Raw genomic sequence first — 26,139 nt, forward strand, 5'->3', positions numbered from 1 at the left:
GTTCATGGCTGGCTGGCAGCGGGCGTCAGGGTCCAGCCCTGGGCTTGTTGCTGGCTGCGCCAGAGACGGGCATAAAGGCCAGTTTGGGCCAGCAGCTCTTCATGCGTGCCCTGTTCGGCCAGGCGGCCCTGGTCCATGACCAGGATGCGGGCGGCGTGACGGATGCTGCGCAGCCGGTGGGCAATGGCGATGACAGTGCGGCCTTCGGCCAGTTCGGCGATGGCCCGTTGCAGCAAGGCCTCGGCAGAGGGATCCACGCTGGCGGTGGCTTCGTCCAGCAGCAGGATCGGCGCATCCTTGAGCAGGGCGCGGGCGATGGACAAGCGCTGGCGCTCGCCGCCTGACAAGGAGGCGCCGCCTTCGTCCAGCAAGGTGTCATAGCCTTGCGGCAGCGCCATGATGAAATCGTGGGCCTGGGCGCGGCGCGCGGCGGCCTTGACCTCTTCAAGCGTGGCTTGCGGGCGGCCGATGCGCAGGTTATCCAGCACACTGCCGGAAAACAGGACGACATCCTGAAACACCATGCCGACATAACGGTGCAAGGGTTCCGTGCCGATTTCACGCAGATCGACACCGCCCAGGCGGATGCTGCCGCGATCAACATCCCAAAGCCGCGCAATGAGATGCACCAGGGTGCTTTTCCCTGCGCCGCTGGGGCCGACGATCGCCGTCAGGCCCAGGGGGGCGATTTGGCAGCTCAAGTCTATCAGTGCCGGGGCCGCTTCGTCCTCGTAGGTGAAGCTGACATTTTCGAACACGATGGTACGGCCGGCAGGCTGGCGCGGCGTTTCCGGTTCCGGCAGGGGCTGCTGCGCGAGAATCGCTTCGATACGCGCCAGGGCGCGGGTGGCAAAGCGCAGCAGCAGCGTGGATAGGCCCAGGTCATACAGTTGCCGGTAAACCGGCAGCGCCAGCACCAGGAACAGCACCAGGACATCTGGCCGCAAGCTGCCGTCCAGCAATAGCCAGGCGCCTATCAGCGCCAGCAGGGCAAAGCCGGTTTCGAGGATAAAGCCGTAAAGCGAAATCCAAGGCGCTGGCCGGCATTCGACGGCCAGCGCGGCATTGAACTGATCATCCAGAGCTTGTTTCAGCCTGCGCCAGGCGCTGCCAAAGCGGCCGAAACTGCGTATCACCGCAATGCCCTGGATATAGTCCAGCAATTCTGACTGGGCGTGCGCATTGGCAGACAGAAATTTTTCTCCGGGTTTGGCCGCAACGCGCTGGCCCAGCCAGAGCGCCGCCAGCGCCAGCGGCGCCATGGCCAGCACGGCCAGCGCCAGACGCCAATCCAGCCAGAGCAGAAAGCACAACAGGAAGCCGGGCATGGCCAGGCCCGCGACGAAAATACCGAGAAAATGCGACCACAGGTTTTCCACCAATTCCAGGTCGGATGTCAGGCGCGCGCCGAGATCACCGCTGCGCTGGCGCCCGAACCAGCCCATGGGCAGACGGCGCAGATGGTCGGCAATGCGCAGGCGGGCCTCGCCCATCATGGCATAGGCGCCCGCGAAAATGAGGGGCATGCTGCGTATGCCGGCAAAGAGACGCAAGGCGATGCATAACACCATGGCCAGCGCCTGCCAGGCGATAGAGAAAGTGCTGGCGGTACCGGCGAACAGGTCGCGCAGCAGCAGGTACAGCACAGGGTAGGGGGCGGCGGCGAACAGGCCTTCCAGCACGGCCCAGCGCAAGCCTCGGGACAGGCGGGGGTCTTTGGTGCCGGAGAGGCGGAAGCCGGATTGAACCAGGGCGCGTATCATGAGGGCAGGTCTCCTTCGGCCGGCGGGAGGGTCGGGTGCAGTGTCCAGTTGCGGGCGGATTCGTGGTCCAGCCAGAGCTGGCGGTACAGCGGGCAATCTTGCAGCAGCGCCGCATGGATGCCCTGGCCGGCGATATGCCCCTGGTCGAGCACAACAATATGGTCGGCATGCATGATGGTATGCAGGCGGTGAGCAATGACGAGTACCGTGCGCCCTTGGCAAAGGGCTGCCATGGCTTCCTGCATCAGGGCCTCATTTTCAGGGTCCGCATAAGACGTGGCTTCATCGAGAATCAGGATAGGCGCGTCTTTGAGCAGGGCGCGGGCGATGGAGAGGCGCTGGCGTTCTCCGCCGGACAGGCGGGCGCCGCGATCACCCAGCGGGGTGTCGTAGCCTTGCGGCAGCGCCATGATGAACTCATGGGCGCGGGCCGCCTGCGCAGCCGCGATCATGTCGGCCTCGGCTGCGCCAGGGCGCGCCAGCAGCAGGTTGTCGCGCACGCTGCCATGAAACAGGTAAACCTCCTGGAACACGACGGCAATACGGGACAGCAGGGCATCCAGCGGCCAGGCGCGGATATCCTGCCCGCCAACCAGAATTTGGCCGGACTCGTATTCATAAAGCCTGGGCAGCAGCCGGGCGATCGTGCTTTTTCCTGATCCGCTGGGGCCGACCAGCGCCGTCAGCCGGCCGGCAGGCGCGTTGAAGCTGATGTCATCGAGGGCCAGCCGTGTACCGTAGCAATGGCGGACATGCTGGAAAGAGAGCGCCAGGGGCGCCGTTGGCAGGGGCGCTGTTTGCGGGATTTCCTGAAGAATGGGCGCGCGCAGGATGGCGTCGATGCGGCCCAGGGCTTCTGCTCTATGCATTTGTTCGCCCAGCGCGAAGGTCAGGCGCAGCAAGGGCAGCAGAACGCTAGGGGCCACCAGCAAGAACAGCAGATAGACCGGCATATCTATGCTGCCCGCCAGCAGCAGCCAGGCCCCCAGGGGGGCGACAACGGCGATATTGGCGGCCAGCAAACCAGTGAACAAGACCCAGCCGGTGGAACTGCTGCGCGCATAATCCGCGACCCAGGCAACCGCACCGCGCACGGCGTCAGCCAGTTCTGAGAACGACCGTGAGGAAAGCCCGAAGGCCTTGACGACATGCACGCCCCGCACATATTCGCCAACGCGGTTGGCGATCCGTTTTTGCAGGGCGCTCCATTCCGCCATGCGTGCGCCAGCGCGCCGCATCATCCAGGCCTGGGCCAGCAACGCCAGCGGCAAAGGGGTCAGCGCCGCCAGCGCCAGGCGCCAGTCCACCAGAAAGAGCAAGGTCAGCGCGGCCAGCGGCGCGGCGGCCGCGGCAGCGGCGTCGGGCAGCATATGCGCCAGAAAGCCTTCCAGGCTATTGATATCGTCGGACAGGGTGCGGCGCAGGCTGCCGGAACCCCGGTTGGCGAAAAATGACAAGGGCACTTCTCCCAGCCGGCGGGCCAGGGCCAGCCGCAATTGGTGCTGGGCGGCAAAAGCGCCTTTGTGGGCCAGGATGTGGCTGGCCGTCATGAGTATCCAGCGCAGGGCCAGAAACGCCAGCATAGCGCCCAGGTCCAGCCAGACGGCCTGCATATCCGGTACGGGCGCCAGCAACTGAATGAGGGCGAGATAAAGCAGCCAGAAAGGCAGAATGCTGAAGATGGCGGACACAATGGCAAACAGCGCAGCCAGTCCCAGGGTGCCTGGCGCCATGCGTATCAGCTGGCTGAAAGTCAGGGCCGTGGGCGGGCTGGCAGGCGGCGGGGCTGCGCCAGGCGAGGCGAGTTCGGGGGCGGGCGTGGGCATGAAGCAGTCTCTATCGAGATCGTGATGGAGAAGACATCATTGTGAGCGCCGCGCGGCCTGCTGACTTGTGCGCAATGCCGCAGATTCTTGGCATGCTGCCGGAAATGCTGAAGACCAGCGCCTGCGGCGGCTGCCTGGCACATGCCGCGCGCTTGCCGCCGCCAGCCCTGCCATGGCGGGGCTGGCCAGTTACCAGTGGCTGGGCGCGACGCCAAAGCGGCGGCGGAAGGCCGCGGTAAAGCTGCTGGCATGCCGGTAGCCGACACGCTCGGCGGCTTGTTCGATACTCCAGCCTTCCTGCCGCAGCCCCTGGCTGGCGCGCTGCAGCCTGCATTCACGCAGGAAATTGAAGATGGATAGGCCGTAAGCCGCCTGAAATTTTTCACGCAGGCTGCTGCTGCTCATGCAGGCCAATTGGGCCAGCTCGGCCAGGGTGTGATCCTGTTCCGGGTAGGTCAGCAGATATTCCTTGACGCGCTCCAGGCGGGCCAGATCACGGCTGGCGGGCGCGGCAGGCATGCTCTGGCCGCGCCGGTCGGGGTTGAGGGAGGTGGCCAGAATTTGCAGGGCGACACCTTCCTGCCACAGCCGCCCGAGACTGCCTTGCCAGCCCGGGTCGAACAGGCTGTTGGCCGCTTGCAGCAGGGCCGGGTCCAACTGCAACTGCTGCAGCCGCAAGTGCGGGTCATCCAGCCATGCCCCCAGCTCGGGCAAATGCGTGGCGGCGGCTTCGGCCAGTTGCTCAGACCGCGCCATCAGCGAGACGCTGCGCAATCTTTTGCCAGCCGGATGGCAGCCTGTCATGGGTTCGGTATGGCGGTGGCCAGCGGTGATAGCCTGATTTGGCGCCAGCGTCAGGGCCTGGCGGCTAGTGCCCAGGTTGGCGTGCGCATGCCCATCTAGCATCAGGATGGCGCTAAAGCCGGGCGCGATCAGGGAGCTGCTGTCGTGGCCGTGATGATTGATCACATCCGAGATGATCAGGGTGAACCCGTTGCTGACCGGGATTTCCTGGATGACGCCTTCGGCCAGAATATGATCTTCTTCGCGGATACCGGAAGCCTCGGCAAGTGGCCAGCGATACTGGAAACCATGCCGTTCGCCGAAGCGGCGGTAGTCTGCCAAACTGAAGCGTTGAATAGCAGCCATAGCCCTGAAGATAACAATGGAATGCGTGATGGCTGTCATGCCGCCCTGGGGAATACGGGGCAGCAGGGGGCATGACAGAATGACCGGGAACAGCATAAAGCGCGGAACCGATAGCGGATCTGCTAAGCGGCCTGTTAAGTGGTCAGGCCTGCTAAGTGATCGGCTCAATGAGCAGCTAAATGAGCGGCTAAATGCGCAGCTAACTGGCTTGTTAGTTGAGCCAATCACTGACGCCAATCACTGGAGTCAATCACCGGCGCCATGGCGGAACGGTCAGCAGAACAATCAGCGGAACTCGCAACGGAACTCGCAACGGAACCAATGGCGAAGCATATTCATTATTGATAATCATTGTCAATAATGGGCTGGCCAGGATAGTGGGGAAAAACCAGGGAGCCTTTCTAGACCATGCACTGGGGGGGCCATGCGCTGGCACCGCGCTGCATGCCCGGCAGCGCATGGCATAAAAAAACCGCCAGGCGGCGCGTGGCCGGATGGCGGTTGTAAAGCGGGTATCCCGTGCCCCGGCTGCCCGATGGGCAGCGCAGGCGGCCAGCAAGCAATCAGGCGGTAGGCGCCTGACGGCTGGCTTCAAACAGGAACCAGGTGCGGCGCTCGGCCTCGTCGATCCAGTTTTCCAGCAGGCTGGAGCTGGCGATATCGTTGTACTCGTCGGTGACAGCGTGCGCAGCGCGCAGGGTGGCGGCCAGCGCCTTGTTGTCATCGCGCAGTTCAGCCAGCATGTCTTGCGGCTCAACGTAATCAGCGTCATTGTCCAGCACGCGTTGCGAGCGGGCGATATGGCCGATGGAGCGCAGCGTGGTGCCGCCCACCTTACGGATACGCTCGGCGATGTCGTCGGTCATGGCAAACAGCTGATCCCCTTGTTCGTCGAACATCAGGTGATAGTCGCGGAAATGCGGGCCGCTGACATGCCAGTGGAAATTCTTGGTTTTCAGGTACAGGGCGAAAACATCGGCCAGGAGTTGATTGAGGGCGGCGGTGATGTCACGCGTTGCGCTCGTGCCGAGGTCGGTCGGGGTTGCCAGCGGACGCTTGCGGCGTTGTGCTGCGGAACTAGCTTGTTTCGAATCCAGTTTTTTTGCCATGGCAAAACACTCCTGTTGGGTTGAGTTCTGTTGCTACTGGCAATGCCTGGCTGTTTGCCCTGCATCGCCGAAAGTCTTGGCTCGACTGACTATCGTTAGCCTAGCATCAATCAAATGATTTAGTTGTGTTGCAGATCAAGCAAAAATTAAAAAATCTTTTCTGTCTGGCGCCAATCTTTACTCTGCCGGCATCAATACCGCAGCCAAAAAGGCGGCGGCAATGAAAAAGCGGTATGGCTGGGCTGCCATACCGCTTTGCGGATGATTGTCTTGCGCGGCGCCTGCTGACGCGGTATTGCCTAAAAACTGTAAACCGCTCCGATGCTGCCGAAGACATTGGTTTTCTGGGCGGTAAGCGGGCTGTTCTTGGCATCCCCGAATAGGCGGTTGACGCCGACGGTGGTCAGCGCGGACCAATTGCTGCTGAGGCGATAGCTCCAGACCGAAAACAGCGACGCGGATTTGAAACCGGCCGAGGGCGAGTAGGCGGACAGGCCAGCCTGGCTGCTCAGCGCTTCTTCTTGCGTCACGCCAAACCAGGTTTTCATGGCGCTGCGGCTATTCCATTGCGTATCGACGCCGATACGGACACGGTGCGGGCCGCTTTCCCAGGCGGCGTAGGAAGCGCGTAACTCAACCACGCTGCCATAGCCTGTGTGCGCAGCCTTGCGGAAGGCGGCGCCCAAGGAGAAGGGGCCGGGCGTCCATTCCAGATAGCCGCCATAACTGGCGTGAAAATGGATATTGTCCAGGCCTTCGGTGCGTGCTGTCCGGCTGGCTTTGCGGCCGAGATCCAGGCCGACAAACACACCAGCTTCCAGGTCTTGCGCCAGCTCGGTTTTCAGGCCCATGGCGGGCAGCCCGGCGCGCGGCGTAATGAAGAAATTGCCCGACTCATAGTTGATGAGGGGCAAAGGCAGTACCCGGTAGGTGCTGGAGCCTTCATAAACGGGGATGACAGCCACGCCTGCGCCGATATAGTTCTGGGCCTGAGCGGCGCCGGCCAGGGTGAAACAAGCAAGGGTGCTGGCGCTCAAGGCCAGGCGGCGGAAGTTCATGGGTTGTCCTTCGAAGCAGGGCCGGAGGGCCGGGAATCGTTGCGATGCAGCACCATTGTATAGAGGGCGCCCACAGCTGGCTTGAGGCGGAGGAGGATAGTCATGGATCGTGACGGTTTTTTGCCTTTATCGGCAGCTGCTTGTGGCGCGAAAGCATCGCGGGCGCGATTCAGGTAATTTGCCGCAGCAGCGGAATTCGGCGCATCAGCCAGGTTGCGCCCAGAGAAAGCGCCACGATACCGGCAGTCGCAAGCGGGATCTGCCAGGCGGCATGTTGCGAAGGAGCATAGAGCTGCAGGGTTTTGGCCACATCCAGAAAGACGGGGTGCAGCAGGTAAACGCCAAAGGTCAAGGGGGCGAGCACGCTGAGCCGGGGCAGTGCCCGTGTTTGCAGCAGCCACTGGAAAGCGGCCAGCGACATCAGAATGACCACAGGATTGAAGGCATCATAGAAGTAGAAATCCAGCGCCGCCGGTTGTGACATCACCGCCACGCCCAGCGCGCTCAGGCCTATGCTCAGGCCGAACAGCAGGCCAGGCCGGGGCAGCTTGAGCGTTTGGGCATAGATCAGCCTGCCAGCCAGAAAATAGGCGGTATAGGGCAGAAAAGCATTGAAGAAAAAGCCGGGCCTGCCGTCGGCGGCCAGGTGCCGGTACGCCGCATCGGCGGCCGCGCAGAGCAGCATGGCGCCCAATGCGGCCAGACGCGCGCGATCTGAACAGGCTTGATACAGGCGCTGCAGAAAGGGGGCGAACAGGTAAAGCCCGACAATCATGTAGAGATACCAGAGATGGTAATAAGGAGCGCCCTTGAGCAACTTGCCCAGCCAGGCAGCCAGGCCTAGCGGTTCCTGTTGCCAGGCATGCATGAAAGCGCTCCAGCCGAGATAAAAGACGCTCCAGAACAGCAGCGCGGGCAAAATGCGGGCGGCGCGGCGCCGGTAAAAGCTGGCAAGGCCGCTGACTCTGTCCGGGTCAAGCAGCAAGGCGCCGCTGATCATGACGAACACCGGAACGCACCAGCGCGCGGCGGCGTCATAAAAGTTGGACCAGTGCCAGGGCACGCTGCCGAAATCGGTCGTGGCCTGCAGGGGGTATGCCGCGCAGTGCACCAGCACAACGGCAATGGCCGCCACCCAGCGGGCGCGGTCTAGCGTTTGCAGGGAGAAACGGGGGGTATCAGTCATGCGGTTCCTGTTCTGCGTGCCAGGAACCAAGATAACAGCGCGGCCTCACGACAGACTGTTGCAGGCTGTGTCTGTTGCTGACCGTTCAAGGCGGGCATTGCCGTGCGGCGCAATGTCACCATGCCAGGGGCAGCGTGCGGGGCGGCCCGCGGGAGGGAGAACGGGGCAGGGGGGGAACGGCGGGAAGAGACGGAAAAACGAAAAAGGCGGAAAAACGAAAAAGGCGGAAGACCTTTCGATCTTCCGCCTTTTGGAATTAAGTGGTGCCCAGGAGAGGACTCGAACCTCCACACCCGAAGGCACTAGTACCTGAAACTAGCGCGTCTACCAATTCCGCCACCTGGGCACTGCATTGCTGTTATGCTTCCAGCAATTTCCTGCATGCTGCGCATATTACACTAGAAATCTTCCTAATGGAAGCCTGCCTAACCTTTTGCAGCTCGTTTAGCGACTCTTGTAGAACAGTGCGCTAAACTGTGGAAGCTGCGCATTATAGAAGAGAATTTTTTATTTTGGCAAATAGAACGCAAAAAAGTGGGGCCAGGCCCCGTAGACCGGCTGCTGATGCGGCTGAGCAGGCCGTTGCACCGGCCACAACAGGCGTGCCGCTGCCGCCGGATTTTGACCCGGATGTGCCTAGCCGCGAGAAATTGCTGGCCGCGCTGCGGACGGTGGGCGAGCCGCTGACGCCTGATGAATTGGCGCGGCAAATGAATGTCGTGCGCGAAGCGACGCGCCGCGGTTTTGACCGCCGTTTGGCCGCCATGGAACGCGATGGCCAGCTGCATACCAACCGTAAAGGGGTGCTGCTGCTGGCCAATAAACTGGATTTTGTGGCCGGACGGGTGCAGGGGCACCGTGACGGTTTCGGTTTCCTGGTGCCGGATGCCGGCGGGCAGGATTTGTTCCTGTCACCGCGCGAAATGCGCAAAGTGCTGCATGGCGACCGGGTACTGGTGAAGCCCACGGGAGAATACCGTGGTAAGCCGGAAGGGGTGATTGTTGAAGTGCTGGAGCGCCGCACGAATCGCCTGGTTGGCCGTTTCCTGAATGAAAGCGGCGTGAATATCGTGGTGCCTGAAGATCAGCGCATCAAGCATGATGTGCTGGTGCCGCCAGCGGAGACCGGCGGCGCGGAGCCTGGCCAGGTGGTGACGGTAGAGATCATCGCCCAGCCGTCGCGCCATAGCCAGCCGCTGGGACGGGTGGTGGAAGTGCTGGGGCAGGTGGACGACCCGGGCATGGAAATCGAGATTGCCGTGCGCAAATTCGATGTGCCGGTCGATTTTTCCGACGCAGGGGCAGCTCAGGCCGAGCGCACGCCGGATAGCGTGCGGCGCACGGATTTGCAGGGCCGTTTCGATTTGCGCGATGTCCCGTTCATCACCATTGATGGTGAGGATGCGCGTGACTTCGATGACGCCGTGTATGCGGAAGCCATAGAGCTCGGCACGGACAAGCGCCGCCGCCCGGGCTGGCGCCTGCTGGTGGCGATTGCCGATGTCAGCCATTATGTGCGCGAAGGCGATGCGCTGGATGTGGATGCGCGTGAACGCGGCACCAGCGTGTATTTCCCGCGCCGCGTCATTCCGATGCTGCCTGAAGCGCTGTCCAATGGCATCTGCTCCCTGAATCCTGGCGTGGACCGGCTGGTGCTGGTGTGCGACATGGTCATTCCGGCGTCGGGCGCCAAGGCCGGCCAGGTTACGGCTTATCAGTTCTATAACGCGGTAATAAATTCACATGCGCGCACGACCTACAACCAGGTGTGGGAAGGCTTGCAGCACCCGGAAGGCCCGGCTGGCCGGGTGCTGGGCGAACGCCTGAAGGATGTGCAGTCGCTGTATGAGCTGTACCGTTTGCTGGCGCAAGCCCGTGTCAAGCGCGGCGCCATTGATTTCGATACGGTGGAAACGCGCATTGTCTGCAATGCGCTCGGCCGCATCGAGCAAATCGTGCCGATGGTGCGCAACGATGCGCACAAGCTGATCGAAGAGTGCATGCTGGCGGCCAATACTTGCGCCGCAGATTTCATGCAGCGCAGCAAGCATCCTGGCCTGTATCGTATCCACGAAGGCCCGAGCAACGAGCGTTTGCAGGCCTTGCGTGAATTCCTGCGCCTGCAGGGGCTGACGCTGGGTGGCGGCGACGAGCCGCGTCCGGTGGATTACCTGACGCTGCTGGATTCCGTGCGCGCGCGGCCAGATTATGGCCTGCTGCAAACCATGTGCCTGCGCTCCATGCAGCAGGCCATATATGGCCCGGATAATGTCGGCCACTTTGGTTTGGCATATACCTCTTATACCCACTTCACATCGCCTATCCGCCGTTATCCGGACTTGCTGACGCACCGCGTGATCAAAAGCCTGCTGGCAGGCAAGCGTTATGTGCCGCATCTCGAAGGCAAAATGCCGGCGACCAGCGTGCGTGAGAAGCGCGCGCAAGAGCATGACACCTGGGAGCGCCTGGGCCTGATGCTGTCCGCGACCGAGCGCCGCGCTGACGAGGCATCGCGTGATGTGGAAGCCTGGCTGAAGTGCTGGTTCGTCAAGGAGCGCGTGGGCGAAAGCTTTAGCGGCCGGGTGACGGGCGTGGCGAGCTTCGGTATTTTCGTGACGCTCGATGGCCTGCATGTGGAAGGCATGGTGCATGTGTCGGAACTGGGCACCGAATACTTCCAGTTCAACGAGGCCTTGCACGAATTGCGCGGCGAACGTACCGGCATGCGCTATCGCCTGACCGATGCGGTGCAGGTGCAGGTGGCCAGGGTGGATCTGGAGGCGCGGCGCATTGAATTCCGCCTGGAGAAAAGCACCAGCTACGATGCTTTGCGCAAGGTGGCGCGCAAGGGCGCGGAGGAAGAACCGCGCCGGGTGCGCAAGGCGGCAGCGCCCAAGCCATCCGAATTGAAAGGAACGGCCTCGCAACGCCGTGCCGCCGCAGCCAAAGCGCTGAGGACGGAACGCACTGCGGGGCAGGCGAAGCAACAGTCCGCCAAACAGGCAGGACGCAAGAGGCGTTGATATGGCAGCAGATGTACAGGTGTTGGCAGGGTTTCATGCGGTGGCGGCGCGTTTGCGCCATGCGCCGGATTCGGTCAAAGAGGTTTATTACGATGCCCAGCGCCGCGATAAGCGCATGGGCACGCTGCTGGAGCAGGTGAAGCGGGCAGGCTGCGCGGCGCATGGCGTGCCTGCCGAACGGCTTGATGGCCTGGCCAAGGGCTTGCGCCATCAAGGCTTGGTCGCGCTGGCCGATACGCGGGTGCTGGCAGTCGATATCGACGAAGTGCTGGACGAAATCGAAGGGCCGCCGCTGCTGCTGGTGCTCGACGGGGTGACGGATCCGCATAACCTTGGCGCCTGCCTGCGGACGGCGGATGCCGCCGGGGTGCATGCGGTGATTGCGCCGCGTGACCGGGCGGTGGGTTTGAATGCGACGGTGCAGCGCGTGGCTTGCGGCGCGGCGGATACGGTGCCCTACATCATGGTCACCAATCTGGCGCGTACCTTGCGCGGCTTGAAAGAGCGGGGCATCTGGGTGGTGGGAACGGACGATCAGGCGGAAGCGTCCATTCATGACGTGGATGCGCGGCTGCCGACGGCCTGGGTCATGGGGGCGGAGGGCGAGGGCATGCGCCGCCTGACGCGTGAAACCTGCGATCGCCTGGTCAATATTCCCATGCTGGGGGCAGTCGAAAGCCTGAACGTCAGCGTTGCCAGCGCCGTCTGCCTTTATGAGTCCGTACGCCAGCGTCAGCAGGCGTAAACTATTTCGCTCTTCTTCCGTTAATGGCTGCCCGCGGGGCAGCCTTATTGCCGAACATGACCAAGCAGCAAGGTTTCACCACTACTATCCTGCACGCCGACAGGCGCTCCAATGTCGAGCACGGCGCAGTGCACAAGCCTATGCATACCTCGTCCGAGTATGCCTACCGGGACGCCAGGGAACTGGCGGAGGTCTTCCAGGGCAAGTCGGGCTTCACCTATGCGCGCCAGGGCACGCCGACCACCCAGGCGCTGGAAGCCAAGCTCACCGCGATGGAAGGCGGGCAGTCAACCGTCACGTTTTCCACCGGCATGGCCGCGCTGGCAGCGATTTTCACGACGTTGCTGCGCCAGGGCGACCATCTGGTATCCAGCCGGCATATTTTCGGTAATACCAATAGCCTGTTTCTGACGCTCAATGAAATGGGTGTCGATGTCACGCTGGTGGATGCGACGGACGCGGCCAATGTCGAAGCGGCCTTGCGCCCGGAAACGCGCATGGTCTTCACCGAGACGATAGCCAACCCGGGGACGCAGGTCGCGGATCTGATGGCCATCGGCGAAATCTGCCGCCAGCGCGGCCTGGTGTATGTCATAGACAACACTTTGACCTCCCCCTGGCTGTTCCGCGGCAAGGATGCGGGCGCGGCGCTGGTCATGAATTCCTTGTCCAAATATATCGGCGGGCATGGGCATGCGCTGGGCGGTTCGGTGACGGCTACCGGCTGCTATGACTGGCAGGATTATCCGAATATCTTCGATAGCTACCGGCAAGGGGATTCCCTGGGCTGGGGGCTGCTGCAGATCAAGAAAAAAGGCCTGCGCGATATGGGCGGCACGCTGGCGGCAGAGCCTGCGCACCGTATCGCTGTGGGGGCCGAGACCCTGTCGCTGCGCATGGACCGGGCCAGCAGCAATGCGCTGGCGCTGGCGCGCTTTCTGGAGCGTCATCCGCAGGTTGCCAGGGTGCATTACCCCGGGCTGGCTGCGCACGCCCAGCATGAGCGCGCAGGCCGTCTTTTCCGCGGACGTTTTGGCGGATTGATGGGCGTGGAACTCGCGCCAGGCCTGGATTGTTTTACATTCCTTAACCACTTGAGGGTTGTTGCCCTCTCGACTCACCTCGGTGATACCCGCACACTGGCACTGCCGGCGGCCCATACCATTTATTATGAAATGGGTGCGGCACGCCGTGCGGAGATGGGGATTGCGGACAGTTTGATCCGGGTTTCGGTTGGCATTGAGGAAGAAGAAGACCTGATTGCCGATTTCGACCAGGGGCTGGCGGCAGCACAAGCCAGTATCCAGGACGTCTGAGCGCAGTGCCGAAGATCGTGGCGGGCCAGGGCTGGCGGCATTTTTTTTCTTGACAGTGCCGTCTGCCGCAAGGCCTAATACGCATCTGCGTCTGCGATAAGCTGGTATGCCGACTGGCGGTGCAATATGACTGGGCCGACAGGCGGCAGCGCTGTAAAGGAAGCAGCTTCTGCCAACAGGATGCCTGCTTCGCGTAACGACAACTTCATACCTAATGAGGGGTAATTTCTAAATGAACAAGACCGAACTGATCGACCACATTGCCGGTGAAGCAGATATCTCCAAGGCTGCCGCTGGTCGTGCGCTTGACGCTTTCGTTGAGGCCGTGAAGGCTGCCCTCAAGCAAGGTGATTCGGTAACGCTGGTTGGCTTTGGCACGTTCGACGTGTCCGAGCGTTCCGAGCGTTCGGGCCGCAATCCGCGTACCGGTGAGGTCATCAAGATCGAATCCGCCAAGGTGCCCAAGTTCCGTCCGGGCAAGGCCCTGAAAGACGCGGTTAACTAAATCGCGCTTGGCGGGCACTGTACATCCATGTATAATGCTCGCTTTCGCTGTTCGGCGGGGCCTGCTTTGATCTTTACCGGCAGGCTATCGTGAGCAGCACGGATGGATGTTTAGCTCAGCTGGTAGAGCGGCGCCCTTACAAGGCGTAGGTCGGCGGTTCGAACCCGTCAACATCCACCAGAATTCAGCAGTGAAGCAGGCACTTAAGGCGACTTAAGTGCCTATTTTTTTGCCTATTTTTTGGGCGGTTTTTTGTCTGTCTTTTTCGCTTTTTTTGGCCTGTTTTCTATTTTTATCTGACCCTCTCTGCCATGGCTCTGCCCGGGGAGGGTGCCGTGCCAGGCCGCCAGCGGCCTGCGCGTTTTGCATTTCTTTCCCTATATCAGCGATTTCCAGCCAGGCGTCGCGCCAGGGCGGGCATCGCCAGACTGGAGAATCTGCTATAAGTTATGCAGGTATCTCATTGATGGAGTTGAATATGCGAGCAATGATACGGCGCAGTGGCGTTTGGGGAATGGTGCTCGGCGTGCTGCTGATCTCCGGTTGCTCGACCTTGGGCCTGGGCAGTTCAGATCGCGGCGGCAATTGCGAAGCAGACCCTAGCGCCTGCGCCTACGGGCCGGGAGAGCGTGAGTTTGCAGAAAAGGAAGCCGCGCGCCTCAATAAGGAATCTGCCGCCAAATTGCGCCGCAGTTCACGGCGCTGAAGGCTGCCCACCCCAAGGGTGGGCCCCGGAGGGATGGCGCCGGAAGACAGGCTCCGGCGCTTTGACTCGGCCGCCAGGCAATCAAGCCTGGCGGCCGTTTGCGTACAGCGCGGCCGATGTCTTGTCCATAAAAGGCAGGCGGCCATATTCAACCAGTTCCAGCTGGTTGCCAAAGGGATCCAGAAAGTATTGAACGCGCAGGCCGGCGCAGGGGCCTTCCGTGGTTCACATGCTGCAGACCAGGCAAGGTTTGGTGCTGGGGCATTAGTCTCTCTCCCTATTGCCGCATAGAGGCGCGGCATTATTTTCATTTGGATAAATATAGTTCTTAATGAATTGCGCGGCCAGTATGGCAGCCGGTATCTGTCTGGCGGCTGAATGGCAAGGCAAAGGGGAGAGCACAGGCAAGCGACAGGCAAGCGGGTGCCTTGGGGCAGCAGTTCTGACGGCGGCGGCGCTGTCAGAACTGCCGGCAGGCATGCCCGGCTATCAGGCGGGCTAGGCGAGCTAGGCGGGCTAGGCGGGCTGCGCCTGCCAGTAGCGCCGCCAGACGAAAATAGTCATGGTCAGCGCCAGGGCAATGAACAGGCCGCCCACGGTGCCCAGGCTGTTGATGTCATAGTGCAGCAGCACCGTGCTGCCCATCAGCGCGCCGCCGCCGATGCCGATATTGAAGATGCCGGAATAAATCGAGGTGGCGACATCGGCGGAATCTGGGGCGCTGGCCAGTACCTTGGATTGCAGCCCCAGGTAAACGATGGTCATGGATGCGCCCCAGATCATGCAGAGGATGACGGTCATCGTGGCCGTGGCGGCAGCGAAGTTGAGCGCCAGCAGGCACAGCAGCAGCACGGCCAGAGGGCCGGCGAATGCCTCGAAGGGGTGGCGCGGGGCATGACGGGTGAAGATCAAGGTGCCAACAATACCGGCGCCGCCGATGACCAGCAGCAGGGAGACGACAAAGTTTTCGCTGAAGCCGCCAACACGCGTCATGAAGGGCGTGAAATAGGTATAGGCCGTAAAGTGGCCGGTGACGATAATCAGCGTCAGCAGATAGGCTTGCAGCAGGGCCGGGCGCCGCAGCACATGGGAAAGATTCTTCAGCGGTGCGGGATTGGTGCTGGGCAGGGTGGGCAGGAGTTTGCGCAGGGTCAGCATGACGAGCAGGCTGATACCGGCGATGCACATGAAGGTAATGCGCCAGCCGGTCTGGTGGCCCAGCAGGGTGCCCAGCGGAACGCCCAGCACAGTCGCCAGAGAGCTGCCGGTCACAATCAGTCCCAGGCCTTTGGCTTGTTTTCCGGCAGGCGACAGGCGCACGGCCAGGGGAATGGAGATCGACCAGAAAATGGCGTGACTACAGGCAATGCCTATGCGTGCGGCCATCAGCGAAGCAAAGCTCCAGGCGAAACTGGCCAGAATGTGGCTGCCGATGAAAATCGCGAACAGCACGAGCAGCAGGCGGCGGCGTTCCTGCGCGGCTGTCATCAGGGTGAGCGGCAGCGACAGAATGGCGACGGTCCAGGCATAGCCGGTCAGCAAGAGGCCGGTGTGGGCGACATCCATATCGAAGCTATGGGCGATGTCGGGCAGCAGGCCGATGGGAACGAATTCCGTGGTGTTGAAGATGAAGGCTGCCAACGCCAGGCTGACGACAGGCAGCCAGTCACGCCAGCCGGGGGTGGGGGAGGTTTCCATAGGGTGCGCAGCAAAGCAAAGAGGGGGCCGGGAAATTATAGAAGCGTATCAGGGTTTATACGGGGCCGTCGGTATTCCCCTGCTGCTGACTGTTGCCATCATGCGCGGCAAAATCCTGCAGCAGCCAATGGCGGAATGTTTGCAGCGAAGGCAAATGTTCATTGCGCGCAGGATAGACCAGAAAATAATTGCGCCGGCTTTGTACAGGCTCGAAAAGCTGCACCAGCTGGCCGCTGGCGAGTTCTTCGGTCACCAGTACCTGCGGCACGAGTCCGACCCCAAGCCCGGCGGTGACGGCCTGGATCAGATGGCCGGTCAGTTCAAAGCTGGGCCCCATGCGCATGCGGCGGTGTTCGAGGCCATGTTTGTCGAACCATTCGCTCCAGGCTTCAGGCCGCGTAGTGATACTGAGCAGCGGATAGGCCATGATGTCCGCGGGGGTGGCTTGCTGGGCGGAAGGAACGGTGTCCGGGCTGGCAATGACAACGAATTGTTCGGCTTGCAGCGCATGGGCGCGTAAATCGGGCCAGGGGGCAGTGCCGCTGCCGGCGCAAATGGCGGCATCGAGCTCGCTGGCATTGAAATCCGGCGGGGCGATGCGTGAGTGCAGGTGAATCATGATGCCAGGATGCTGCGCATGGAAATCCGCCAGGCGTGGCATTAGCCATTTGGAGCCGAAAGTCGGCAGAACTGCCAGATGCAGCGAGCCTTGGCCCGATTCGTGCGCCAATGCCTGGAGCGTCGCGCTGCGGATGCGGCCCAGCCCGGCAGCCAGCTCCCGCAAATAGAGCGACCCTACGGCCGTCAGTTCGATCTGGCGGCCATGGCGCACCAGCAGGTTCAGGCCCAGGGTTTGCTCCAGCGCCTGCACCTGGCGGCTGACGGCGCTTTGTGTCAGGCCCAGTTCTTCGGCTGCGCGGGTGAAGCTGAGCAGGCGCCCGGAAGCTTCAAAGGCCGTCAGCAGTGACATGGATGGGGTCAGTTTACGTGGATTCATTCATAAAACTCATGCAAAGCGGGCATAAAATCCATTTTGCATTCTATCTCCGAAGTCGCACAATAGCGCCATTGCACTCCGCGTTCAGTGAAGCAGGATAGTTCCCGCAGGAACGGACGGACGCGCTGCACGGGCATGAATCCAGTGATTTGCGATTCATTCACATTTGTCATTTACTATTATTCATCAGACAGACGTGCCCCGCACTGGCGCCGCTGCCGCGGCTGGGCCGGCTGTCAGGTAAGAAGCCCATGATTGCTACCCTTCCCGTAGAGCGCAAGCTCGCTCCCCATTGCCATGCTTTCCTCGATGCGCTGGCCCGCAGCGGTTTTGAGGGGGATATTGCGCGCGATGACGCCATGCTGACGGTGTTGTCCACGGATAACTCGGTGTATCAGCGCTTCCCCCAGGCAGCGGTTTTCCCGCGCCATGCGGAAGATGTGCAGCGTTTGGCGCGGCTGGCTGACCAGGCCGAGTTTCAGCAGGTGGTGCTGACGCCCCGTGGCGGCGGCACCGGCACGAATGGGCAATCCCTGACAGACGGCATTGTGGTGGATGTGTCGCGCCACATGAACCAGATTCTGGATATTGATGTGGCGGCGTGCCGGGTGCGGGTGCAGGCCGGGGTAGTGAAAGATCAGCTGAACGCGGCGCTCAAGCCGCTGGGCCTGTTCTTTGCGCCGGAACTGTCCACCTCCAACCGAGCCACGCTGGGCGGCATGATCAATACGGATGCCAGCGGGCAGGGCAGCTGCCGCTACGGCAAGACGCGCAACCACGTGCTGGAACTGGATTATGTGCTGCTGGGCGGGCAGCGGATTTCCAGCCATGTGGTCGATGACGACGAGCTGGCGCGCCGTTGCGGCCTGCCGGGGCGCGCGGGGCTGGTGCACCGCGTGGCCAAGGATATTTTCGATCGCCACCACGAACGTATCGTGGCGGGTTTCCCGCCGCTGAACCGTTGCCTGACGGGTTACGACCTCGCGCACTTGCGTGATGAGGCAGGGCGCTTCAACCTCAATAGCGTGTTGTGCGGCGCGGAAGGGTCTCTGGGCTTTGTCGTGGAGGCAACGCTGAATGTGCTGCCGATTCCCAAGCATGCCACCCTCGTTAACGTGCAGTACGCTGGCTTTATGGATGCGCTCAAGGATGCGCGCGCCTTGATGGCGACCGAACCTTTATCCATTGAAACCGTGGATTCCAAGGTGCTGGGCCTGGCCATGAAGGATATCGTCTGGCACAGCGTGGCGGAATTCTTCCCCGAGCAGGAAAGCGGCCCGGCGCTGGGGATCAATCTGGTCGAGTTCAGTGATGACGATCCGGTGGCCTTGCAGGCCATGGTGGACCGTTTCCTGGAAGTGCTGCGCACCGACAATAGCGTGCGCCGCCTGGGTTATACCCTGGCCGAAGGCCGTGACAACGTGACCAAGGTGTATGGCATGCGCAAGCGTGCCGTGGGGCTGCTCGGGAATGCGCAAGGGGAAGCCCGGCCGCAGCCTTTTGTTGAGGATGCCGCCGTGCCGCCGGAAAACCTGCCGGAATTCATTGCCGAGTTCCGGGCGCTGCTGGATAGCCACGGGCTGCAATATGGGATGTTTGGCCACGTGGATGCGGGGGTGCTGCACGTCCGTCCGGCCCTGGATATGAAGGATAAAGTCCAGGCGGCCCTGTTGCGGACGATTTCTGACGCGGTGGCGGCGCTGGCGCAGCGCTATGGCGGCCTGCTGTGGGGCGAGCATGGCAAGGGCGTGCGCTCGGAATACGCGCCCAAGTTCTTTGGCGAACTGTATCCCTTGCTGCAATCCCTGAAGACGGCCTTTGACCCGCGCAATCAGCTCAATCCGGGCAAGATCGCCACGCCGACGGCGGCGACCCAGCCCTTGCTGCGCATTGATGGCGTGCCGCTGCGGGGGGATCGTGACCGTGAAATCGACGAACGCGTCTGGCGCAGCTATGGCGCTGCCATGCATTGCAATGGCAATGGCGCTTGCTATAACTATGACCCGGACGACGCCATGTGCCCGTCCTGGAAGGCCACGCGTGACCGGGTGCATTCCCCCAAGGGGCGCGCGTCGCTGATGCGTGAATGGCTGTGGCGCCAGCAAAAGGAAGGGGTGGATGTGCTGGAAAGCGCGGAAGCCGCGCGCCGCCAACCCTTGTGGCGCAGCCTGCCCGCCAAGGCGGGCAATGCCTGGCGGCGCTGGCGTGGCGAACAGGACTTTTCGCACGAGGTTTACGATGCCATGGCGGGATGCCTGGCCTGTAAGTCCTGTAGCGGGCAGTGTCCGATCAAAGTCGATGTCCCGGCGTTCCGTTCGCGTTTTCTGGAGCTTTATCACAGCCGCCACTTCCGGCCCCTGAAAGATTACCTGGTGGGCTCGCTGGAATCGACGCTGCCCACGCTGGCGCGTTACCCCAGGGCCTATAACGCGGTCATGGCGGCGGGCATGACCCGCAAGCTGCTGGCCCGCACTGCCGGTCTGTCAGACAGCCCCTTGCTGGATACGCGCGACTTCGGGGCCGTCAAGCGGCAGTGGCAGGCCGAATTGGCCACGCCGCAGCGTTTGGCGGCCTTAAGCCCGGCTGAGCGGGCGCGCAGCGTCGTGCTGGTGCAGGATGCATTCACCCGTTATTTCGATACCGGGGTGCTGGGCGACTGGATGGCGCTGGTCTCCATGCTGGGGTTCCGGATTTACCTGGCCCCCTTCATGCCCAATGGCAAGCCTATGCAGGTGCAGGGTTTCCTGAAAGGCTTCGAAAAGGCGGCGCGCCGCAATGCGGCCCGGCTCAAGGCCCTGGCGGCCAGCGGCGTGCCGCTGGTGGGGCTGGACCCGGCCATGACACTGACGTACCGGCAGGAGTATCTGCGCCTGCTGGGCGAGGATGCGCCCGAGGTGAAGCTGCCGCAGGAGTGGCTGCTCGATATGTTGCCTGAGCAGGCGGCCGAAGGTGTGGCGGATGCCCAGCCTTATCTGCTGATGGCCCACTGCACCGAGAAAACCAACGCGCCGGCCAGCGTGGATATTTGGAAGAAAGTCTTCGAGAAGTTTGGGCTTATTCTGAAAGTACAGGCAAGCGGATGTTGCGGAATGTCAGGCACCTATGGCCATGAAACCCGTAACCAGCAGACCTCGCGGGTCATTTTCTCGCAGTCCTGGGAACCTGTCTTAATTAGCAATGGCGCGACTTCGCGCGTGCTGGCCGATGGTTACTCCTGCCGCAGCCAGGTCAAACGTTTCTCTCCCTACGAGACGCGTCATCCGTTGCAGGCGTTACGTGATCATGTGCAGCAAAGGATGCACATAAGTTCAGGTGCAGCTATTATTGAGGCTCAGCTAAACACTACAGAATTGTCTGTCTCAATATCATCATGACGATCAGCCCACGTGAAGATCTCGTGCAGCACGAGGAAACCGCCAATCCGGCTTCCCGTTCCGCTGCGGAAACCCCAGGCCGGAATGCCGACGCCGGCTCGCGCCCCGGCGCCGCCAAGGGCAAGAGCGGCAGTCTGGCAGCCAAGGCGCTGTGTCAGTTCCTGGATGCCGATGCCGAACAGGCCGCAGCCCTGCTGCGCGCTGCGGGCAATCCGCGCCGTCTGCTGGTTTTGTGCCTGCTGATAGAAAACGAAGAAATGTCAGTTGGCAGCCTGCTGGAGCATCTGGATCTCAGCCAGTCGGCCCTGTCCCAGCATTTGGCGCGCATGCGCGAGGAAGGCCTGTGACGTACCGCCGGGCTTCCCAGACGCTTTACTACCGGATAGACGATGAGCGCGTGCGCCAGTTGATCGCTGCGCTCAAGCAAATCTACAGCCCGCATCAGGCCTGAGCGCCAGGCGCCCGGATCTTAATCCGGCGTCTCGTCGCTGGCGCCGGTTTCCGCGAAGCTGCTGCGTTGTATGCCATGACGCTGCAGCTTGTCGTAAAAGGTCTTGCGCGGAATGCCCAGGGCGGCAATCGTATCCTTGACACTGCCCCGGCAGGCGGCCAGCGTCTGCTTGATGACCTGCGCTTCGTATTGTTCCATCCGCGCTGGCAAGGTTTGCCCGGCGGGCAGGGTGGCGCAGGCATCATATTGCGTCAGGCCCAGCACATGGCGTTCGGCATAATGCGCCAGCTCGCGGACATTGCCGGGCCAGTCATGCGTTTCGAGCTGGGCCAGGGTTTGCGCGCTAGGCGGCGGGGCAGGGCGGGAAAATTTCCTGGCTGCCAAGGCACAGAAGTGGGCAAATAGCAGCGGAATGTCTTCGCGCCGCTCGCGCAGCGGCGGCAATCGCAGCGTAATCACATTGAGCCGGTAATACAGGTCTGCCCGGAAGCTGATGCGTTGGGCGGGGTCGCCCAGATCGACTTTGCTGGCGGCCACGACGCGCAGGTCAACTTCGCGTTCTTCATTGCTGCCCAGCGGCTGCACCTTGCGGTTCTCCAGCACGCGCAGCAAGCGGGTCTGCGCGGCCAGCGGCATGCTTTCGATTTCATCCAGAAACAGGGTGCCGCGGCTGGCATGCTCAATCAGGCCGGTGCGGCGCTTCTGCGCGCCAGTGAAAGCGCCGGCTTCGTGGCCGAACAGCTCGCTTTCAATAATGTTTTCCGGCAGCGCGCCGCAGTTCACCGCCACCAGGCGGTGGGGCGCGCGTTTGCTCCAGCGGTGCAGCAGGGTGGCGACCACTTCCTTGCCGCTGCCGGTTTCCCCTTCGATCAGTACATCGGCGTCGGCATCGGCAATGTGGCGCAGGGTATTGCGCAGCCGTACCATGATGGCGGAATCGCCCAGCAAGGGCGGCCCGCCCGCTTCGGTTTGTAGGGCCTGTTGCAACTGCCGGTTTTCCATATAGAGGCGGCGCTGGGTGGCTGCATGCCTGGCGGCGGTCAGCAGGTGGTCTGGCGCATAGGGCTTGGTCAGGAAGTCATAGGCGCCTTCCTGCATGGCCTGAACCGCCATTTCAATCGTGCCGTGGCCGGTAATGAGGATGACGGGCAGTTCCGGGTCGCGGGCACGCAGGGCGCGGAAGAACTCGATGCCATCCATGCCAGGCATGCGGATATCACTGATGATGGCGCCGGGGTAGTCCGGCGGCAGCTGATCCAGGGCTTGTTGCGCGCTCTGGAAGGCGGCGACCTCAAAACCCGCCAGTTCCAGGCTCTGGGTGGTGGCTGCCAGCAAGTCGGGATCGTCGTCGATGAAGGCGATGTGCAGGGTCATGGGTGGCTAAGTGGCAGGGTAATGACGAAATGCGCGCCAGCGCCAGGCTGGGAACGCTCTTCCAGCTTGCCGTCGAAGGCGTGAATGATGTCGTGGGAAATCAGCAGGCCTAGCCCCAGGCCGTCACGGCGCCCCGAGGCAAAAGGCATGAATAGGCGCTGGCGCATCTCCGGGGCGATGCCGGGGCCGTTGTCTTGCAAATGGATTTCGGCCATGCCGTTGCGGGCCTGGGCCTGGATCCGCAGGCGGCCTGCCGGGGCATCCAGCAGCGCATCGAGCGAATTGCGGATCAGGTTGATGAAGACCTGCTCCAGGCGTACCTGGGCCGCACGCACGCTCAGGCGCGGCGGCACGCCATGAATATCCAGTTCGACGCCTTGGCGTCTGGCACGCGGCGCCAGCAGCAGCAGGGCATTATCCAGGGCTTCGCGCACACTGATATCGGCGCTTTCATCGGCAGTTTTGCGCGAGTAATGGCAAAGCTGGGAGGTGATCAGGCCAATCCGGTTGGTCAACTGGTCGATGGCATCCAGGATGCGGGCGGCGCTGGCCGTATCCTGGCGTTCCAGATAGGTGCGGCCATTGGCGGCATACATGCGCAAGGCGGCAACGGGCTGATTGATTTCATGGGCCACACCGGCGGCAATTTGCCCCAGGAATGACAGTTTGTCCGCTTGTTCGAGTTGTTCGCGCAGTTCACGCGCCTTGGCGCGGGAGGCTTGCAGCGCCTGCATTTCGCTTTCCAGTTGCCGGTTAGCCAGACGCAGCGCATCGGTGCGTTCTTGCACCAGGCGTTCCAGTTCAAGCCGCTGGTGGTGTTGATGCAGGGCATTTTCTCGGGCCCGCTGATGGCGTTGCAGCCAGAGGGCGGCAAGCGCCAGGCAAGCGAAGACCGCCAGCAGGGCTGTCAGTCTGGCCGTGGCCGCCTGGCTGGCGAGCAAGCTGCGTGTGGGGGTCAGGGCATGCAGTTGCCAGCGGCTGTCGCCTACCCGGATGGTTGTTTCAAGATAGGTTTCCGCCATGTCCTGCAAAAGAGGGTAGCCGTCGTGTGTCGCGGCGCGTAATGGCAAGGGTTCCAGCGGCGCCGGGCCGAAGGGCTGGGCGGCCTTCAGCGCGTTCATGCGCGCGGCGGGCAGGGGGAAGGTCGTCATGAAGCGCCATGCCGGCTGGCTGCTCAGGATGACGATGCCATCGGCATCTGTCACGAATAGCGTATCGGCATAGTGCTGCCATTCGCGCTCCAGCTGGTGGAACTCCAATTTGGCCACGATGACGCCGGTACCGGCTGCTTCTGGCCCGCCCAGGCGCCGTGAAAAGTACAGGCCGGGCCGCTGGCTGGAGGTGCCCAGCGCAAAATATTCGGCTTGCCCGTCGCGCAAGGCATCCGTGACATAGGGCCGGAACAGGAAATTCTGCCCGACAAAATTTTCAGGGCGCTGCCAGTTGCTGGCGGCCAGTGTTTGCCCCTCAGCGTTGATGAGGTAAAGCACGCTGGCGCCGGTGGCATGCGCCAGTTCCGCGAGTTTGCGGTTCAGGGCGTTGACGGCGGCTGCATCGGCAGGATGGGCCAGCACCTCGCGGAGTTCCGGGTCCTGTGCCAGGACATAGGGCAAGTCGCGGTACTTATTGCGTATGTTGCTGATGACTTCCGCCTGGCTGCGCGCCAGGCTGTTGAGCCGTTCCTGCAGCCCGTTCAGGGTTTGCGTCCGGCTGGCATTGCCCGCCAGCCAGAACGCCAGTATCAAGGCGATCAGTCCGGTCACGCCCAGGGCCAGCCATTCCCGGCGCAGGGCGGGAGCCAGCGGGGACGGCGCAGACGACGGGGAAGGGGCCACAGGCATGATCGGGTACGGGGGGAATGGCGTTGCAGGATAAACCGCTGTATCGAAATCGCTGTATTGAAACTGCTGTATTGAAAACCCATTTGTGCGGGAAATCGCACTTTAGCTATTTCGATGTGTGGATTTTCGCACAAATAAGTGATTCAGGCGCCAGGCAGGTTGGCAGGCAGTTACCGGCTGCCGCGCCGTTTGCCTGGGAAGGCAGTGAATTGCTGGCGGTTTCTCAGGAGTTTCTACTATTGGCACGGAAATTGCTTGGCTGCACGGAAGCAAGGCGGTAGTCCGTCTTGCCTGGGCGCCTGGAGGGCGGCCTCTAGCGCAGCGGCAGGCCCATTCGCTGCGCAGCAAGCAAGACCGGGCACGAGGCGCGCCGCTCAAAAATAGACGCGCCGTGATAGTCGAAACCAGAAAGGGGACAAACGACATGGCCGATATGTTCATCGGTGGCGGTGCGCCCGTGCGCAAGCCTAAAATCTATCAAATCCTGTATGTGCAAGTGATCGTGGCCATCACGATAGGTATCCTGCTTGGGCATTTCAACCCTGATCTTGGCGAGAAAATGCAGCCTTTGGGCGATGCGTTCATCAAGCTGGTGAAGATGATTATCGCCCCGGTGATTTTCCTGACGGTCACGACCGGCATTGCCGCCATGAGCGATTTGCAGAAAGTCGGGCGCGTGGTCGGCAAGGCCATGATTTATTTCCTGACCTTTTCCACGCTGGCCCTGATTGTCGGCCTGGTGGTCAGCAATGTGGTGCGGCCGGGGCACGGCATGCATATTGATCCGGTGACGCTGGATCCGGCCCTGGTGCAGGGCTATGTTGATAAGGCGCATGACAGCACCATCACGGGTTTCCTGATGGGGATTATTCCCGATACGCTGCTCAGCCCGTTCAATACCGGCAATATCCTGCAAGTGCTGTTCGTTTCGGTGCTGTTCGGTATTTCGCTAGCCATGGTCGGTGAGCGCGGCAAGCCCGTGCTAACGTTCATGCAGTCGCTGATGAGCCCGGTGTTCCGTCTGGTCGCGATGCTGATGAAGGCGGCCCCCATCGGAGCGTTTGGCGCCATGGCATTCACCATTGGCAAATATGGGATCGAATCGGTCTCCAGCCTTGCGCTGCTGGTGGTGACTTTCTATCTGACTTCGGTGTTTTTCGTCTTGGTCATTCTGGGCGCGGTGGCGCGTTACAACGGCTTTTCCATTGTGAAGCTGGTGCGTTATATCCGCGAGGAATTGCTGCTGGTTCTGGGAACGAGTTCGTCCGAAGCCGCGCTGCCGACACTGATGCAGAAAATGGAGCGGGCAGGGTGCGCGAAGTCCGTGGTGGGCCTGGTGGTGCCGACGGGGTATTCGTTTAATCTGGATGGCACGAATATTTATATGACCATGGCCGCGCTGTTTATTGCCCAGGCCTGTGATATTCCGCTCACCTTGCAACAGCAATTGCTGTTGCTGCTGGTAGCGATGCTCAGCTCCAAGGGTGCGGCCGGTGTGACTGGCGCGGGCTTTATTACCCTGGCGGCGACCTTGTCGGTTGTGCCCAGCGTACCTATCGCAGGCATGGCGCTGATTCTGGGAATTGACCGTTTCATGTCTGAGTGCCGGGCGCTCACGAATCTGACCGGGAATGCGGTTGCGGCGATTGTGGTGGCCCGCTGGGAAGGCGAGCTGGATCAAGAGCGGCTGGCAGCAGTGCTGGATGGCGAGCCTGTGCCGGATATCCTGGCCAGCGCGCCGATCTCCGATCTGGAGTCGGAAGCGGACCGCCGCGATGTGCCGGCGGCAGGCATTCCGCAGCACGGGGTCTGAACCAGACGAGCCGGCCTGCAAGGGAAGGGGCCGGGCCAGGCGCCGCCGGCATGGCGGCGGCGCCCAGAATAGAGTAAACGCGTGGCGGGCAAACCTCTGAGGGTTGCCCGCCACGCGCAATTGGATACGGCCCCGCCAGCCCTGGCGACCGGCAGGTCAGAAGTGATTTTTTTTTTTCTGGCAGAGATTATTGCTTGTCTAATAA

At 62.0% G+C, this 26,139-nt stretch carries 17 protein-coding genes, 2 tRNA genes and 1 pseudogene; 9 read left to right on the top strand and 11 right to left on the bottom strand.

Translation table 11 applies throughout. The annotated features are described in order from the left end of the window. Positions 1–2: 2 nt before the first annotated feature. The 7 genes from ACTJGZ_RS07275 to ACTJGZ_RS07305 form a co-directional block, all read right to left on the bottom strand. Complete coding sequence (locus ACTJGZ_RS07275) at positions 3–1,763, bottom strand: ABC transporter ATP-binding protein (protein WP_441662277.1); 1,761 nt, start codon at positions 1,761–1,763, stop codon at positions 3–5. Next, positions 1,760–3,589 carry an ABC transporter ATP-binding protein gene (locus ACTJGZ_RS07280; protein ID WP_441662278.1) on the bottom strand — a complete coding sequence of 610 codons (1,830 nt, stop codon included), beginning with the start codon at positions 3,587–3,589 and terminating at the stop codon, positions 1,760–1,762. The genes ACTJGZ_RS07275 and ACTJGZ_RS07280 overlap by 4 nt, the downstream gene beginning before the upstream one ends. Before the next feature lie 189 nt (positions 3,590–3,778). After that, the gene (locus ACTJGZ_RS07285; RefSeq protein WP_441662279.1) at positions 3,779–4,738 is read right to left on the bottom strand and encodes a helix-turn-helix transcriptional regulator; all 960 of its coding nucleotides are present in this window, start codon (positions 4,736–4,738) and stop codon (positions 3,779–3,781) included. Between the two features lie 563 nt (positions 4,739–5,301). Next, positions 5,302–5,847, bottom strand: coding sequence for a Dps family protein (locus ACTJGZ_RS07290; RefSeq protein WP_441662280.1), 546 nt, complete (start codon positions 5,845–5,847; stop codon positions 5,302–5,304). 299 nt (positions 5,848–6,146) lie between these two features. Next, on the bottom strand, positions 6,147–6,905 hold the full coding sequence (locus ACTJGZ_RS07295; protein ID WP_441662281.1) for a MipA/OmpV family protein: 759 nt from the start codon (positions 6,903–6,905) through the stop codon (positions 6,147–6,149). Between the two features lie 169 nt (positions 6,906–7,074). After that, complete coding sequence (locus ACTJGZ_RS07300; protein ID WP_441662282.1) at positions 7,075–8,091, bottom strand: acyltransferase; 1,017 nt, start codon at positions 8,089–8,091, stop codon at positions 7,075–7,077. Between the two features lie 261 nt (positions 8,092–8,352). Further along, positions 8,353–8,437, bottom strand: a tRNA-Leu gene (locus tag ACTJGZ_RS07305). A 262-nt stretch (positions 8,438–8,699) separates the two neighbouring features. On the opposite strand from ACTJGZ_RS07305, the gene rnr reads away from it, so the two are divergent. The 6 genes from rnr to ACTJGZ_RS07335 all read left to right on the top strand — a co-directional run bounded on the left by rnr (position 8,700) and on the right by ACTJGZ_RS07335 (position 14,386). Then, positions 8,700–11,114, top strand: coding sequence for a ribonuclease R (rnr, locus tag ACTJGZ_RS07310; RefSeq protein ID WP_441662292.1), 2,415 nt, complete (start codon positions 8,700–8,702; stop codon positions 11,112–11,114). 1 nt (position 11,115) lies between these two features. After that, positions 11,116–11,859, top strand: coding sequence for a 23S rRNA (guanosine(2251)-2'-O)-methyltransferase RlmB (rlmB, locus tag ACTJGZ_RS07315; RefSeq protein ID WP_441662283.1), 744 nt, complete (start codon positions 11,116–11,118; stop codon positions 11,857–11,859). A 56-nt stretch (positions 11,860–11,915) separates the two neighbouring features. Continuing rightward, on the top strand, positions 11,916–13,175 hold the full coding sequence (locus ACTJGZ_RS07320; RefSeq protein ID WP_441662284.1) for a cystathionine gamma-synthase family protein: 1,260 nt from the start codon (positions 11,916–11,918) through the stop codon (positions 13,173–13,175). 232 nt (positions 13,176–13,407) lie between these two features. Further along, the gene (locus ACTJGZ_RS07325; protein ID WP_068369645.1) at positions 13,408–13,680 is read left to right on the top strand and encodes an HU family DNA-binding protein; all 273 of its coding nucleotides are present in this window, start codon (positions 13,408–13,410) and stop codon (positions 13,678–13,680) included. Positions 13,681–13,784: 104 nt separating this feature from the next. Then, a tRNA-Val gene (locus ACTJGZ_RS07330) sits at positions 13,785–13,860 on the top strand. Positions 13,861–14,158: 298 nt separating this feature from the next. Next, a complete protein-coding gene (locus ACTJGZ_RS07335) occupies positions 14,159–14,386 on the top strand; it encodes a hypothetical protein (protein ID WP_441662285.1) in 228 nt (75 codons plus the stop codon). Positions 14,387–14,902: 516 nt separating this feature from the next. Here the strand turns inward: ACTJGZ_RS07335 and ACTJGZ_RS07340 are convergent. Further along, entirely contained in the window at positions 14,903–16,084 is a 1,182-nt protein-coding gene (locus ACTJGZ_RS07340; protein ID WP_441662286.1) for a sugar transporter, read from the bottom strand. Positions 16,085–16,139: 55 nt separating this feature from the next. Then, positions 16,140–17,081: a LysR substrate-binding domain-containing protein gene (locus tag ACTJGZ_RS07345; protein ID WP_441662287.1), complete on the bottom strand. Its 942-nt coding sequence runs from the start codon at positions 17,079–17,081 to the stop codon at positions 16,140–16,142. Between the two features lie 251 nt (positions 17,082–17,332). Between ACTJGZ_RS07345 and ydiJ the strand changes: the two genes are divergently transcribed. After that, positions 17,333–20,455, top strand: a complete 3,123-nt coding sequence (gene ydiJ, locus ACTJGZ_RS07350; protein ID WP_441662288.1) for a D-2-hydroxyglutarate dehydrogenase YdiJ — start codon at positions 17,333–17,335, stop codon at positions 20,453–20,455. Between the two features lie 134 nt (positions 20,456–20,589). Then, positions 20,590–20,906: pseudogene (locus tag ACTJGZ_RS07355) on the top strand (ArsR/SmtB family transcription factor). An 18-nt stretch (positions 20,907–20,924) separates the two neighbouring features. Here ACTJGZ_RS07355 and ACTJGZ_RS07360 read toward each other — a convergent pair. Together ACTJGZ_RS07360 and ACTJGZ_RS07365 are read right to left on the bottom strand one after the other, a co-directional pair. After that, positions 20,925–22,280 carry a sigma-54-dependent transcriptional regulator gene (locus ACTJGZ_RS07360; protein ID WP_441662289.1) on the bottom strand — a complete coding sequence of 452 codons (1,356 nt, stop codon included), beginning with the start codon at positions 22,278–22,280 and terminating at the stop codon, positions 20,925–20,927. Then, positions 22,277–24,121: a sensor histidine kinase gene (locus ACTJGZ_RS07365; protein WP_441662290.1), complete on the bottom strand. Its 1,845-nt coding sequence runs from the start codon at positions 24,119–24,121 to the stop codon at positions 22,277–22,279. The genes ACTJGZ_RS07360 and ACTJGZ_RS07365 overlap by 4 nt, the downstream gene beginning before the upstream one ends. A 424-nt stretch (positions 24,122–24,545) precedes the next feature. On the opposite strand from ACTJGZ_RS07365, the gene ACTJGZ_RS07370 reads away from it, so the two are divergent. Further along, on the top strand, positions 24,546–25,934 hold the full coding sequence (locus ACTJGZ_RS07370; protein ID WP_441662291.1) for a dicarboxylate/amino acid:cation symporter: 1,389 nt from the start codon (positions 24,546–24,548) through the stop codon (positions 25,932–25,934). The last annotated feature ends 205 nt before the right edge of the window (positions 25,935–26,139 follow it).

This window comes from Kerstersia sp. (assembly GCF_052103615.1).
In the GTDB taxonomy this organism is placed as follows: Bacteria; Pseudomonadota; Gammaproteobacteria; order Burkholderiales; family Burkholderiaceae_B; genus Kerstersia.